The sequence below is a fragment of the Pedobacter sp. N23S346 genome (genome assembly GCF_048515415.1).
Taxonomy (GTDB): domain Bacteria; phylum Bacteroidota; class Bacteroidia; order Sphingobacteriales; family Sphingobacteriaceae; genus Pedobacter.
In genome coordinates, this window is the sequence record NZ_JBLYEE010000001.1 from 249,679 (window position 1) to 264,263 (window position 14,585).

Below are 14,585 nucleotides of genomic sequence, written 5' to 3' on the forward strand. Positions count from 1 at the left end.
ATGTCTTATCAAACAGCACTTACGATCTCGGATGTTATCAATGACATCCACGAGAAAAAATATTTATTGCCTGCCATTCAGAGAGAATTTGTCTGGAATACTTATCAAATCGAAAGATTATTTGATAGCTTGATGAGGGATTATCCCATAAACTCATTCCTATTCTGGAAAGTTAAAAAAGAACACGTTAAAGAATATGAGTTTTACGAATTTCTTCGAAATTATCACGAAAGAACAAAAAAACATAATCCGAAAGCTAATGTAAACGGAGAGGAAGAAATTATCGCAGTTCTAGACGGCCAACAACGAATGACTTCTTTATATATTGGATTAAGAGGTTCTTATGCTTATAAATTACCTAGAAAGCGCTATGACAATAATGAAGCTTATCCAAACAGAAAACTATATTTAAACTTATTAAAGTCATCTCCAGAAACCGAACTAGAGTATGAGTTTCGGTTTTTAACAGAGGAAGAGTCAAAAAGGAACAACCATGAATACTTCTGGTTCGAAGTGGGCAGAATACTTGATATAAAAGAGCTTTATGAGGTAAATGAATTCCTTATAGAGAATGATTTGCTAACCAATTATGGTAAAGACATGGCAAGCTTTGCCAATAGGACTCTAGGGAAATTACACACAATTATTCACGTTAAGCCATCTATTAGTTACTATTTAGAAACTAGTGAACAACTAGATAAAGTGTTAAATATTTTCATTAGAATTAATAGTGGTGGATCAGTCCTTAGTTATTCAGATTTATTACTTTCGATCGCAACGGCTCAATGGGAAGAAAAAGATGCTAGAGAAGAAATAACCAGCTTCGTAGATGAGATCAACGAAATTGGCAATGGATTCAACTTTAACAAAGATTTTGTACTGAAGACGTGCTTAGTACTTAGCGATTTTAGAGATATAGCTTTTAAGGTGGATAACTTTAACAAATCCAATATGCTTAAAATTGAAAGTAATTGGGATGATATTACCAAAGCAATAAGGCTAGCTATAAACTTGGTATCTAGTTTTGGTTTTTCTAGAGAGACTTTAACCTCAAATAATGCAATAATACCGATTGCATATTATCTAAAATCGATTGGTCTACCTGAAAGCTACGAAACGTCATCAAAAGTAATTGCTGATAGGTCAAATGTTAAAAAGTGGTTAATTCTATCCTTGCTTAAAAAGGTCTTTGGAGGACAGCCAGATAACACACTTAGAATTATTCGTAAAACCATTACTGAAAATTCAGATGGGTTCCCTCTTAAACAAATATCAGAGGAGTTTAAAGGAACCAATAAAACACTCAACTTCACTGATGAGGATATTGAAAATATGCTGTGGTCAAAATATGGCCAAAGTAATACTTTTTCTATTATGTCTTTACTATATCCTTCCCTAGATTTCCGCAACAAATTCCATATTGATCACATATATCCAAAAAGCGGCATGACAGAGAAGAAACTAAGGAAAAGAGGAATCAGAGCGGAAGATATCGAAACATTTATAAGCTACACTGATTTTATCGGAAACTTACAACTGTTGGATGCTATACCCAATATAGAGAAGCAAAATAAAGACTTTGATTTATGGCTTACAAAGCTATATAATGATGATGAAATCAGAGATTTTAGTAAAAAGCACTTCATCCCTAATGTAAATCTATCACTCGAAAACTTTATTGAAGTATTTGACAAAAGAGAGCGTCTGATCGTTGACAGTTTAACAAAGTTACTAAAGATGGATGCAGTTACCGAGCTAATTGAAGAGGATTTAAATTAAAAATACTATGAACATAAATCAAGATACACTTAATGATCTACTGCTACTTGGAAACAAAAGCCAGCTAAACTCTTTGCTTACTGTATCAATGCATGTTATATCTACTGGCCAAACAGTTAATATAACTATTAAAGACGATGCAACGGAGATTGAAGAAATCATTTTGACTTTAAGCTCGACAGATGATGTTAAAGCGTACTTTGATGGTCTAGCAATTTAAACTCAGACCTATCAATTTAATACTAAACAGCACATATACCAATTTAGCATGAGTAAAATTTATCTCGACAAAATACAAAATATATTCACAACGCCTCGAGATCTGGGAGTTTCAGATTTAGAGAGTTTAATGGTAAATATAAGGTTGGTTCTTGAGATAGAGAAGTTAAAAGAAAAGTACAACATATTAAATTTGTACTGTAATTGGTGCATGCACGCTAAGATTCAAGACTCGATAACCGTTTACAGAATACTTGAATACATAACTCAAGCAATAATTTCATATGAGCAGAATCCGGATGATTCAGAATGGATTCATGATGCCGTTATTAATGGACTAAAATTTCATGAATTACAATTAGAGATAATAGATTTTATAAAGAGATTTAGTCTTGATATAGAAATGTTTAGTAATGATGATTTTTGGAAAGGCATTGGGAGGTCATTAATTGATAATCTTATCGAAAGACAAATAACATTAAACCTAAAAACGAAGAATCAAAAATTCCTATCTATCTACGAACGAATAGTTAAGATTGCAAATGATTCTAACAAGCCAAGTTTTGCTGTGATGTCACTGGAATTTATCTATATGAATAATCAACAATTTTTAGGATCATAGCAGGCGCTGACCCAACGAAACAAACCACACTATTAGGGGAAATGTATATCCCATCTCATCAAGAATTTCTTAGATATAACCCAAAACAGAATTTGTTTTAATTTGAGACTATAATTTAAAGATATTTAAGGAGCCTGTGCATCGCACTTACAGGACTATAATCATAACTTCACATTTTATCCATAACTATGATACCAAAAATATTATTAAATAATAATCCTAACGCAGCATTTTTCTACAACAATTTAACAGAGGAACAGAAAACTATTAGTAGGCAATATAAAGCTTATGAATCAAATAGTAATGTTTATAGTTTAAATACTGGTCTGATTACGAACAGGAACATGGCATTATCAGAATATAAGACTGAAGATGATCTCATGAATAGTATTATATTTTCATTTCATCTTGAAAATGAGCTTATCCTCTACAAAGGTACCTCCGCACAAAGAGTCGAGCCGTTTATCATTAATGATATTTATCAAAATCAAGAATGGTTATCCGCGGCATTTGATTTCAATAATGCCCAAGGATTTTTAAAAGAAGTGAATCCAGAAGATAATATAATGCTGATAATTGTGCTGAAGAACTCATTTAAGGGAATTCCAATGCAACAAAGCGACGATTTGGTTGATGAAGATGAAATTGTACTTCCAAGAGACAGCAAGTTTAGAGTCATCAGAAAATTTAAACTAAGCTCAACAGACTTTGAAGAATTAGAGCGCCCATTCGAAGGAACATGTTGCTATGAGCTAGAATATATTAATAAATAATCGTATTATAAACTTGGAATGAAAATAACAGTAGGAGAATTAATCGAACAATTAAAAAAAGAAGATCAAGAGCTTGAAGTGTCCTTCGGAGGGCTTGATTTTTATAGGCTAAAAGATAGAGGAGGTTGCTTACAATTTGAATTTAATCAATTTGTTTACAAAGATGATGATGGTTTAGTTGTTGTTAAAAATCATTAACAATAATGGTATCTACACATACGCTTGACGACCTTAAAAACTATCACAACGAAGCGATAAGTTTCTTCGGATCCGAGCTAATGCTCTTGAAAGAAGTAATACCGAAGATTAAAAATGAAAGAATTGGAAAAGCAGGAGTTTTATTAATAAGCTGTGGACAGACTGGAGCTGCTCTTCTTCAATTGGCTAGTCAAACGGATTCTTTCACAACACAATCGGCGATGCTTGCGCATGCTTTTATGGAAACGATAACCAACTTTTGTTATGTCGGAGTTTGTGACGAACATGAGTATCGGGCGTTTATTCTACATCCAATCTACAAGCAATATCATAATATAGACAATTTTAGAATTGAGGATGATTTAAATTTATATATAGAGAATATATCTTCACGAAAGGATAAACAATCAAAATTCAAGGAAATCTCCATTGTAAAAGAAGCTCTTGAGGTGTTCTCAGAAACAAAACCAAATTTGAACTGGACAAAGAAAACTCTGTTTCAAAGAATAGAGGTTCTTGAGAAGTGGGGTAAGTTTATGGATGTATTCTTTACGATTAACAAAATCCAATACTATTCTGATGCTTCCGAAGCTCTTCATGGTTCATTATATGGCTGTACTCATCACGTTGGTACATTCGATCCAGAGTTTGATTTTAGCAAGAAAGATGAATTAGAAAAGAAATTATATAAAGACAGTTCATGCATTTTATTACACCTCGGCATGCTTATCCATGAAGCATTTACATTGATATCCTATTCAGACGACATTAAGGAAATTTGGAATCATTCCTATAATAATAGAGGGCAGGCATTAAATTTATTATTTCATATTCTAGAGAAAAAGAATATTCCAAAAGGCTAAAAAGAACTATTTTCACTTTATGACACTACAACATGGGACTTAAAATTCACTCATTGGCCGAGATTCCTGACAGCGTATCTAAAAGCTATTATCTTTACATTCTTGATTATTACAACTGGGATGAGTCAATAGGCAATACACTAAGAAACAGTTTCGATAAATTAGCAGAATTTGCTACTAAAAATGACTCAGTGGTTATTCAAGGCATTTCAGAAAGCCACTTTTATTCAGAGCTAATGTCTTGGAAATCCATCAACGGAATAGATCCAAAAGATTTACTTCCTGCATTAATGATAACTACCATTCATCCAAAGTATTTTAATGACCGTGATAACAGAGAAATAGAGGGTGAAAGTATCCCAGAGGATAAGATTGTATTCCTTGAAATTGGTAAGATTTGCAAATCTCCACAAGATGTGATTAAACTTTTGGAGAAAGTATTTAAAGATATTCAGGACAAAAAAGAGATTCGAGATTTCCAAGTCAAAAAAGAATTGAAATCTGGTATCGGAAAAATATTAAATGATACCATTATACTTGAACCGAATATCGCAGGAGTTGGTGTAAATATTAACAACTTGTTTAGATTTTTGAGGAAGAAATAACAACTTAGCTATGGAAAACAAAATAGATTTCCTTGTCGAATGGGCTGTATGGGGACACCTCAATTCAAAATATGACCTAGAATTAATTTTGTTAAAAGGACATTTACTTGTTGAGATAATATTAGGATCAGTACTTAAACAATCCAAGATTAGCGATAGTGATAACTATTCATTTCACAGAAAAATAATTGCCCTTGAACAAACTACAGTAAATAATCAGGATAACAAAAAATTAATAATAAAGTATCTAAAATCTATAAATAGAATAAGAAATAAGATTGCTCACGACTTTCATTTCGACATTAACAACGGAGAGTTTGAGAAATGGGCTTCAGATATTTTAAATAACTTACGGGGCACTAAATACACTAAATATACATCTAGGACTAAATTGGTTCATTCATTCTCAATTTTATCTAAAAATATATTGGAACTAATGGATCAGACTTAGATGATTTAAAGGGCGCTTTTTTATTGTAGTTAGTGTCCTTTAAATATTCGAATTATATTAATAAAAGTTTTAAATGCACTTTGCAATACTTAACGGAGAAGGAGTTGAGGCAAAACCTAGATTAAGGCAAAAATAAATTAGGCTTCTAAACAATAAATTATAAGAATCGATATAAAATTATGATACTTGATACATTATAGTTTCTTCATTTTTTCCAAATAAAAATATACTCATGACGACTCAAACTGAAATCACCGGATTGATCCAGCCCCTATTCGAAGCGTATAAACTTCTTAATGCTGAGTGGAAAAACTTATTTGAATTTGGCTTGTCAGATTACCTTCATTCGCAAACTCAGAAATTCTACTTTACAAACACTTTTATACATAGGAACGAAAAAGTTGTTTTTAAGAACATTTATCATCCCATAAAAGCATCGTATAAAAAATTAACTGCTGATTTTGCTGACATAGAATCTGCATTTGATGAATATAAGTATATCACAATTATTGGTTCAGCAGGAAGTGGCAAAACGACATTAACAAAATACATCTATTTAAAAACAATAGAGGAGAGAAAGAAAATCCCCATTTTAATTGAACTAAGAAATCTAAATGACTATGATCACGGAATTGAAAACCTAATATCTGAAAAAATTCTTAAAACGAGGATCAAACCTAATGATATCACTTTAACAAGGGCTCTACAAAGTGGAAAATTTCTATTTCTGCTTGATGGATATGATGAAATTTTCTCTGAAAAAAACCAAGAGATCAATAGACAAATCGAGCTGTTTATTGATACATACCCTTTAAATAATTATCTAATAACGACTCGTCCTGGAAGTGGAATAGAAAATTTCCCGAGATTTTATGACTTCAAAGTTTGCGAGCTACAAAATGAAGACGTCACACACTTCATAACAAGGCTTGTCGATGAAGAGGAGAAAAGAAATAGAATTATAAAAACAATTAAGGAAAATCAAAACTATTCGGAATACCTTAGAAATCCATTACTTCTTTCCATGTTTATAATGGCTTTTGAAAATCATCCAGAAATCCCTAAGCGTAAAAGTGCATTCTATCGAAATGTTTTTGACACCTTATATTCAAAACATGACGGTATAACTAAAAATAGTTTCTTACGTGAGAAAAAGACCAAAATGCAATTGGATGATTTTGAAAATATTTTGTCTATCCTTTGTTATTTAACATTATTAGAGGGGAGCTATGACTTTACTCATGAGAAACTCTATGATTACCTGCAGAAAATTAAGACAACTTTTTCTTTAAAATATGATACGGACGCTTTAATTCATGACCTCAGAACTTCTATTTCTATTTTAGTATTAGATGGTTTTGAATACCGATTTCCCCACCGATCAATGCAAGAGTATTTTACTGCTTTTTTCATTAGCAGACTTCCAACAGAGAAGAAGCAAAAAGCGTATTCAAATTTGGCGACAACTTTCTTAAAGTCTAGTACAGGCGATAACTTTACTCTTTGGAGCTTATGTTTGGAATTGGATGAAAATACCTTTTTACAAAAATTTCTTATTCCTAATTTACAGCTTGCTCAAAAGGAATTCAAATCGGGAGAAGATCTTTATGACGTGTTTGTAAAGCTATATGATCCGAAATTGTACATGAATGACGAGCAATCAATTAGTAATGGAGAAATTCCGGTTTACATTATGCAAGGTGATACCTTCCTGAGCAAAATCATTAGGTTTGCTATTCCTTTCTCGTATGTTCCTTTTTGGATTTTTCCACGAACAAAAAACATCGAAGATAAGTTATTGGACGTCTATAAAGAAGAGCTTGAAAATTTTATAAAAGCTGGAAATTATGCGGTAAAATTACAAAATAGCCTTATGACAAAGGACCTTCTTATGCAATATGGCATTACTGAATTAATTGAGAATTTAAAAATGAATTTAACGCAAAAAATATCTGAATTTCAAGCGACTATTGCACAGAAGAAAGCAAGTATCGACGACCTTTTGAAGCTTTAGATATTTTGTATTCTATGATGATCTAACGAGTTATTAAATGATTGCTTTACCTTTTATATAATTAATAATTCAACAAATTTAAGCTTTAATCTGCTGAAGCGTCCAATAACTTCCCGCATAAACGCTCCATCCCTACACACAGGCTATTTATTCGTTTGCTTCTTGGACTTGGTTGATTAAAGCTTGCCATCAGTACCATAATTAATTAAATCATATGGTACAAGAACAAAACCCATTCAAAGTGGCTGAAGTTGAAGTAAGCTACAAATCAAACTACAACATTACTGAACAACCAAAAATCAATAGTTCTCGGGATGCTTATCGCATTTTAATGGAGCATTGGCAAGTTGGAAAAATAGAACTTTTAGAGGAGTTTAAGGTGATTTTACTAAATACCAGTAATCGAGTATTGGGAATTGTTGATATATCTACTGGTGGGGTACAGGGAACATTAGCAGATCCGAAGATTATATTTTCAGTCGCTTTGAAGACCAATTCTAGTAAAATAATATTGGCGCATAACCACCCGAGCAGTAATACAAATCCTAGTGAGGCAGATAAGAAACTAACCCAAAAGTTGACTGAGGGAGGGAAACTATTAGATATAGAGGTGTGCGACCATTTGATCGTTACCAATTATAGCTATTACAGTTTTGCTGATGAATGTATCATTTAAATTTAATTGCCCTGGTTGGAAAGATCAACTAGGGCAATCACTATATATTTATTGATAATTATCGTTAACGTCTATAATGTTGGCAAAACATCCTTTAATTTATCATCATTCATTTCACCTAAGCCTCTTAAATAGTTAAGTGTAACTATCATATTGGAATGTTGTAAAAGCTGCTGAACGATGTGCAGATCTTTAGTTTTCTGATATACATTTATTACTGCTGTATGCCTAAATGAATATATTGTCTGGTTTGCCTCAAGTAATTTTTCTTTAAACATTTTGATCTTCTCTTTACCCCACATCAGGTTGAAATATCCTACACTATATGAACTATCCGTTAGGGTAAAGATATTTATCTCTGGATCACTAATATTTGCTAACCTTGACCGTAATTCTACTTGAATATACTCCGGAATATGAACTGTTCTAACACGTTTACTCTTATTTTCACTACCTGATAATTGGATTTGAGTAAAATCTTTAACGATGTGCCTTAGCTTTAATAACCTGATTTCGTGATGTGGCCGAAGCAAGCAACCATAGGTTAATAAACAGCATAAGTGGAGGTTTGGTTGACTTTCCTTTAAGTAATTTAAGACTAGCTTCAATTGAGTATCAGAGTACGGAACATGCAACGATGCCTTAGCTTTAGCAGGTTTAGTATTCTTAACGACATTTTTGGTGGCAAATCCTTTCCTTACCATTTCATTAAAGAACATCCCCAAGCATCTTCGCCTATTAATATAATTTCGCTCACTGGTTTGAAACTTGTTAAGGAATGATTCGACCTTGTCAAGTTTAAGACTGTCACATTTACCATTTAAATCTGATGAAGGAAGGAAATCAATAAACATACGATGTACAGCATTAAGATTTCGCTTATATAGATCACACAGATTTGAGCCAAGTTTTTCATCCAGAATGATCTTTAGAGATTGTTTCAGACTTGGCTTTTCTGTTTCTATTTCAAAAGGATTCAATCCCGTTTTTAAAGCATTATTAACCTCAAATAATAATTGTTTCGCAAGTCTTTCCCTATCTTTTGGATTAGGAAACTGATTGGGATTGATGTTTAGATTTAAGCAATTGCCATTGTAATGACGTACTCGTTTGCCATCGTAATTGTAAATTACATACGCACGTCCTTTTGACGTTTTAGGAATAAAGATTTTTGGTGTTGTAAACATGGTTTAACCTCATTTGATGCCTCAAGGCTGAGATTAAACCATGTAATGTATTGATAATCAGACGAGAATCGAACTCATATCTAAAGTTTAGGAAACTTCTATTCTATCCGTTGAACTACGGGACCAATATAATTTTAGATTTGCAGCGTTACGATTTTAGATTTACAGATGCAAAACCTAAAATCGCAATTATTAACATTCTTATCTTATTACACTACCTGCTTCAAATTTTTCAGCAGGCGCTACAAAAGTAAGTTTTCCTTCTGAATTTTCAGCCATCAAAATCATACCTTGTGATAAAATACCTTTAATTTCTCTTGGCGCTAAATTAACGATGATGCTAACCTGTTTACCCACAATATCTTCAGGTTTATAATGCTCGGCAATGCCCGAAACTACCGTACGTTCATCCAAACCTGTATTTACGGTAAGTTTTAACAGTTTCTTTGTTTTTTCTACTTTTTCTGCAGTAACGATTGTGGCCACGCGAATATCCATCGCAGAGAAATCATCAAAATTAATATTCTCTTTGGCTGGTGTTGCTACCACATTATTGGCTGCATTGGTTGATTTGCTTTGGTTGAGTTTTTCGATTTGAAAATCAATTTCAGCATCTTCTATTTTTTCAAATAATAGAGCGGCTTCACCAATTTCATGGCCACGCTTTAATAGATCAACGGCACCGGCATCATCCCAGTCATGACCGCCATTTTTAAGCATATTCATGAGTTTCTCGGCCGTGAAAGGTAAAAATGGCTCAATTAAAACCTGAATATTAGCTGCAATTTGAAGTGACAGGTGTAAAATGGTACGAACCCGATCTTCATCTGTTTTAATTAGTTTCCAAGGTTCGGTTTCGGCCAGGTATTTATTCCCTAAACGGGCCACGTTCATTACTTCTGATAAGGCTTCTCTAAAGCGATAGTTTTCTATCGACGCAGAGATCTTTGCAGGATAGCCCGCCAGTTCATCTATTACCGCCTGATCTACCGGCGTGATTTCCATACAAGTGGGCACTATTCCATTGAAGTATTTATGGGTAAGCACCACCACGCGGTTAATAAAATTGCCTAATATAGCTACCAATTCATTGTTATTTCTGGCTTGAAAATCTTTCCAGGTAAAATCATTGTCTTTGGTTTCCGGAGCGGTTGCCGTAAGCACATAACGTAAAACATCTTGTTTGCCTTCAAACTCGCGCAGATATTCGTTTAACCAAACTGCCCAGTTTTTTGAAGTGGATATTTTTTGGCCTTCGAGATTTAAAAATTCATTTGCCGGAACATTATCTGCAAGGGTATACTCGCCATGCGCCATCAGCATCGCAGGGAAAATAATACAGTGGAAAACGATATTATCCTTCCCGATGAAATGCACCAATTTGGTTTCATCGCTCTTCCAGTACTCTTCCCAACCACATTTATCGCTTTCGTAATTGCTAATGTAATACTCTTCTGCCTTTGGATTCCAAACATCCAATTTGGCATAATTGCACAATTCTTTAGTTGCGGAGATATAACCGATTGGCGCATCAAACCAAACGTATAATACTTTACCTTCTGCATCGCGAAGTGGCACACGCACCCCCCAATCCAGATCTCGGGTCATGGCACGTGGTTGTAAACCGGCATTTAACCAGCTTTGGCATTGACCATAAACATTTGGACGCCACTCTTTATGACCCTCGATATAAGTTCTTAACCTTTCTTCGTACTTATCTAGCGGCAGAAACCAGTTTTTAGTCTCTTTAAGAATTGGTTGATCACCTGAAAGGGTGGATTTCGGATTAATCAGATCGGTAGCATTGAGCGTTGAGCCACAATTTTCACACTGATCGCCATAAGCATTTTCGTTGCCACACTTCGGGCAAGTTCCTGTAATGTATCGATCTGCTAGAAATTGTTTGGCTGAAGGGTCATAATATTGTTCGGTAACTTCTTCTGTAAAAACGCCTTTATCATACAGGGTTTTAAAGAAATCTGATGCAGTTTGATGGTGCGTATGCGATGATGTACGGTGGTAAATATCAAAAGATACACCAAACTCTTTAAAAGAATCGCCAATAATTTTATGGTATTTATCTACCACCTCTTGCGGTGTGATTCCTTCTCTTTTGGCTTTTAACGTAATCGGCACGCCGTTTTCATCAGATCCGCAAATGAACTTTACATCGCGCTTGTTCGATCTCAGGTACCGGGCATAAATATCTGCAGGAATATAAACACCAGCCAGGTGCCCAATATGAACAGGCCCATTGGTATATGGAAGTGCTGCCGTTAAGGTATATCTTTTTATTTTACTATTATCCAAAACAATTTTTATTAATTTGGCAAAGATAAGTGTTTTGAAGATGATTAAACAGCCCCCGTATTTAAAAAAAGGAGATAAGATTGCTTTGGTTTGTCCGGCGAAGAAATTACCGAAGTCTATTGATAAAGCCATTGCGCTTTTAACCAGTTGGGGATTAGAAGTAATTATTGGCGAAAGCGTTTATGCCAGTCACCATCAATTTGCCGGAACGGATAAACTAAGGACGAAAGATCTGCAACAATTTTTAGATGATCCATCCATCAAAGCCATCATTGCTGGCAGGGGAGGCTATGGTACCATTCGAATTATTGATGAACTTGATTTTACACCGTTTAACTTACACCCGAAATGGGTAGTTGGGTTTAGTGATATTACGATTTTATTATCACATATTGTTTCGCAGAGCGGAATCCAATGCTTGCATGGCCAGATGCCTTATACTTTTGAGGAAAGCACGCCTGAAGCGATAGCTTCTTTAAAAAAAGCTTTATTTGGCGAGAAACAAACCTATACTTACGATAGTGAATTTACGAATCGCTCTGGCGAAACAGAAGGTGTATTAATTGGTGGAAATTTAACACTCCTCGCCATGTTACAAGGATCTGTGTCGGAAATGGATTTTGATGATAAAATTCTTTTTCTGGAAGATGTTGGCGAACATGAATACAGCATAGACAGGATGATGCGCATGCTAAAAAGGGCTGGCAAACTGGCAAATTTAAAAGGCTTGATTATTGGTGCTTTTAATGAGATTGAAGAAGAAAAAATCTCTTTCGGACAAACTGCAGATGAGGTAATTTGGGATATAGTGAAGAAATATGATTATCCGGTTTGTTTTAATTTTCCAACCGGGCATATTGAAAATAATTTAAGTATGATTCTGGGTGCTCATGTATCCTTAAAAATAGAAACAAATAACGTTCAATTTAAATATTTATAACATGGCAATTTTTGATAATTTAGGTAAATACCGCAATACGGGTTTACTTGTGATGCGAATAGGTCTTGGCATCATGTTCATTATTCATGGCTTTCCAAAGTTAGCCGGCGGCCCCTCTGGCTGGGAACAACTGGGTGGCAGTATGAAAGTAGTAGGCGTTAATTTTTTACCGTTGTTCTGGGGATTTATGGCTGCCGTAGCAGAAACATTCGGCGGATTTTTATTAATTGTTGGCCTATTCTTCAGGCCAGCATGCATTGCCCTTGTTTTCACTATGATTATTGCTGCTTTGGTTCACTTTGGTAAAGGTGATGGATTGGGTGGTGCCAGCCATGCCATAGAATTAGGCATTGTATTTCTTGCTTTAGTTTTTATTGGGCCAGGGAAATATAGTGTGGATAAGAAGTAAAGAAAGTCTTTTAAACTACAAAAGCCAGCAAATGCTGGCTTTTGTAGTTTAAAATTATTCATTAATTTTGGACAATTAACCTGTTATTTTGAACTTCAACAGAAGATATTGGCCAAACATATCCTGCGGTATTGAAAGGGATTGCTGGAGCTGTACCTTGAGAACCGCTCTTTGCTGCAAACCCTAAACCTAACCTCATTACATCTGGCGACCTGAATCCCTCTCCTAACAATTCTATCCTTCTCTCTGCCAAAATTGTGTTTTTTAGATTTGCAGGTAGTAAAGCTGTTGCAGGAAAAACGAAACCCGGACTAGACCTTTGCCTAACCGCATTAAGCAATGCAATCGATCTTGTTGGATCAGTAACCACTGTTGCTTCAGCTAAATTAAGTAATACCTCGGCATATCTGATTACCGGAACATAATCGGTATAAGGCGATGGCCTCTTGAATTTTGTTAGGTAAGTATTCACTCCTGATGTTGCTGTTAATCCCTTTCTGGCATCGGTAGAAGCGGTTGCAAAAGCAGCATTTGCCAAAATACCTGTAGGATTTAAAAAGAATTCTTCATTACCACCTGCCTGATTAGGAGATACATTGTAATAAAAAGCCAATTGATTTTGAGTACCAGGCGCATCTAGATCTGCCATCGGAAAAGATAATGCAGATTCTGTAGCCGTAGCATTACCTGTATAAGCCCCACCAAATACTGTTGTAATATTCGCTTCTAATCGTAGCGGAGAACCTGTGGCAGCTACGAATGGAGCTGTAGCGCTTACAATCTTGTTGGCTTCTGTTATTACAGATGGTAAATCGCCCATTGATAAATATACGCGGGTTTTAAGTGCAATAGCCGTGTTTCTCGAAGCTCTGGTTGCGGTTAAAGTTAATGCTAAATCAGGCTCTGCCTCATTCAAATCTTTTAAAATTTGTGTATATACTTCAGCAACTGTACTCCTTTTTAAATCATTCCCGGTAAGGTCTCTCTCGCCTTTAAGTCTTAATGGTACACCCAGGCTTGCACCTGCATCTGTAATATATGGCTTTGCATATAATTGTAATAAGCTATAATACGATAGTGCCCTTAAGACTTTTGCTTCTGCAATATATTGCCTTGATAATGCAGGGGTTAATATAGAAGCATTGGCATTAACACCCTCGATTACCAGATTCGCCCGGTTTATTGCAGCATAAACATTACCCCATAAATTTACCACTTCATTTGTTCCGGAGGTTACATTAAATCGCCAGGTATCCAAGCCCGTTACACCATTTGGTTTATTTACGATAAAATCTTCTCCGCGAATATCATTATAGATGAGGTAACGCCCACCATAAAACTGGCCATTTTTTACTCCCGCATAGATACCATTAACCTGAGATAGAATTCTATCCGGATTAGCAAAAGCATCTTCAATTGGCAGGGAAGTATCTGGGGCAGTAGTTAAGAAATCTTTTTTACAAGATGTGGCAAAAAGAATTGGCGCCGCTATAAAAAGATATTTTAATTTATTATTTATTTTAATTTTCATGATCTCTA

General features: G+C 34.7%; 15 protein-coding genes and 1 tRNA gene. 12 read left to right on the forward strand and 4 right to left on the reverse strand.

The window, feature by feature from the left end; translation table 11 throughout:
• The 10 genes from ACN1CD_RS01100 to ACN1CD_RS01145 all read left to right on the forward strand — a co-directional run bounded on the left by ACN1CD_RS01100 (position 1) and on the right by ACN1CD_RS01145 (position 8,200).
• Complete coding sequence (locus ACN1CD_RS01100; RefSeq protein WP_419128406.1) at positions 1 to 1,779, forward strand: DUF262 domain-containing protein; 1,779 nt, start codon at positions 1 to 3, stop codon at positions 1,777 to 1,779.
• Positions 1,780 to 1,786: 7 nt separating this feature from the next.
• The gene (locus ACN1CD_RS01105) at positions 1,787 to 1,999 is read left to right on the forward strand and encodes a hypothetical protein (RefSeq protein ID WP_419128407.1); all 213 of its coding nucleotides are present in this window, start codon (positions 1,787 to 1,789) and stop codon (positions 1,997 to 1,999) included.
• Between the two features lie 48 nt (positions 2,000 to 2,047).
• Positions 2,048 to 2,620: a hypothetical protein gene (locus ACN1CD_RS01110; protein ID WP_419128408.1), complete on the forward strand. Its 573-nt coding sequence runs from the start codon at positions 2,048 to 2,050 to the stop codon at positions 2,618 to 2,620.
• A gap of 188 nt (positions 2,621 to 2,808) precedes the next feature.
• Positions 2,809 to 3,393 carry a hypothetical protein gene (locus ACN1CD_RS01115; RefSeq protein ID WP_419128409.1) on the forward strand — a complete coding sequence of 195 codons (585 nt, stop codon included), beginning with the start codon at positions 2,809 to 2,811 and terminating at the stop codon, positions 3,391 to 3,393.
• Positions 3,394 to 3,411: 18 nt separating this feature from the next.
• Positions 3,412 to 3,591, forward strand: coding sequence for a hypothetical protein (locus ACN1CD_RS01120; RefSeq protein ID WP_419128410.1), 180 nt, complete (start codon positions 3,412 to 3,414; stop codon positions 3,589 to 3,591).
• 5 nt (positions 3,592 to 3,596) lie between these two features.
• A complete protein-coding gene (locus tag ACN1CD_RS01125; protein ID WP_419128411.1) occupies positions 3,597 to 4,454 on the forward strand; it encodes a DUF5677 domain-containing protein in 858 nt (285 codons plus the stop codon).
• A gap of 32 nt (positions 4,455 to 4,486) precedes the next feature.
• The gene (locus tag ACN1CD_RS01130; RefSeq protein ID WP_419128413.1) at positions 4,487 to 5,059 is read left to right on the forward strand and encodes a hypothetical protein; all 573 of its coding nucleotides are present in this window, start codon (positions 4,487 to 4,489) and stop codon (positions 5,057 to 5,059) included.
• A 10-nt stretch (positions 5,060 to 5,069) separates the two neighbouring features.
• Positions 5,070 to 5,510: a hypothetical protein gene (locus ACN1CD_RS01135; protein ID WP_419128414.1), complete on the forward strand. Its 441-nt coding sequence runs from the start codon at positions 5,070 to 5,072 to the stop codon at positions 5,508 to 5,510.
• A 232-nt stretch (positions 5,511 to 5,742) separates the two neighbouring features.
• Positions 5,743 to 7,524, forward strand: a complete 1,782-nt coding sequence (locus ACN1CD_RS01140) for an NACHT domain-containing protein (protein ID WP_419128415.1) — start codon at positions 5,743 to 5,745, stop codon at positions 7,522 to 7,524.
• Between the two features lie 214 nt (positions 7,525 to 7,738).
• Entirely contained in the window at positions 7,739 to 8,200 is a 462-nt protein-coding gene (locus tag ACN1CD_RS01145; protein WP_419128416.1) for a JAB domain-containing protein, read from the forward strand.
• Between the two features lie 71 nt (positions 8,201 to 8,271).
• Here ACN1CD_RS01145 and ACN1CD_RS01150 read toward each other — a convergent pair whose 3' ends face one another.
• The 3 genes from ACN1CD_RS01150 to metG all read right to left on the reverse strand — a co-directional run bounded on the left by ACN1CD_RS01150 (position 8,272) and on the right by metG (position 11,697).
• Positions 8,272 to 9,387, reverse strand: coding sequence for a tyrosine-type recombinase/integrase (locus ACN1CD_RS01150; RefSeq protein WP_419128417.1), 1,116 nt, complete (start codon positions 9,385 to 9,387; stop codon positions 8,272 to 8,274).
• A 53-nt stretch (positions 9,388 to 9,440) separates the two neighbouring features.
• A tRNA-Arg gene (locus ACN1CD_RS01155) sits at positions 9,441 to 9,513 on the reverse strand.
• A gap of 75 nt (positions 9,514 to 9,588) precedes the next feature.
• Positions 9,589 to 11,697 carry a methionine--tRNA ligase gene (gene metG / locus ACN1CD_RS01160; RefSeq protein ID WP_419128418.1) on the reverse strand — a complete coding sequence of 703 codons (2,109 nt, stop codon included), beginning with the start codon at positions 11,695 to 11,697 and terminating at the stop codon, positions 9,589 to 9,591.
• A gap of 40 nt (positions 11,698 to 11,737) precedes the next feature.
• On the opposite strand from metG, the gene ACN1CD_RS01165 reads away from it, so the two are divergent.
• Together ACN1CD_RS01165 and ACN1CD_RS01170 are read left to right on the forward strand one after the other, a co-directional pair.
• The gene (locus ACN1CD_RS01165) at positions 11,738 to 12,637 is read left to right on the forward strand and encodes a S66 peptidase family protein (protein WP_419128419.1); all 900 of its coding nucleotides are present in this window, start codon (positions 11,738 to 11,740) and stop codon (positions 12,635 to 12,637) included.
• A gap of 1 nt (position 12,638) precedes the next feature.
• Positions 12,639 to 13,046, forward strand: a complete 408-nt coding sequence (locus ACN1CD_RS01170) for a DoxX family protein (RefSeq protein ID WP_419128420.1) — start codon at positions 12,639 to 12,641, stop codon at positions 13,044 to 13,046.
• 61 nt (positions 13,047 to 13,107) lie between these two features.
• Here the strand turns inward: ACN1CD_RS01170 and ACN1CD_RS01175 are convergent, their stop codons facing one another.
• Positions 13,108 to 14,577, reverse strand: coding sequence for a RagB/SusD family nutrient uptake outer membrane protein (locus ACN1CD_RS01175; RefSeq protein ID WP_419128422.1), 1,470 nt, complete (start codon positions 14,575 to 14,577; stop codon positions 13,108 to 13,110).
• Between the last annotated feature and the right edge of the window lie 8 nt (positions 14,578 to 14,585).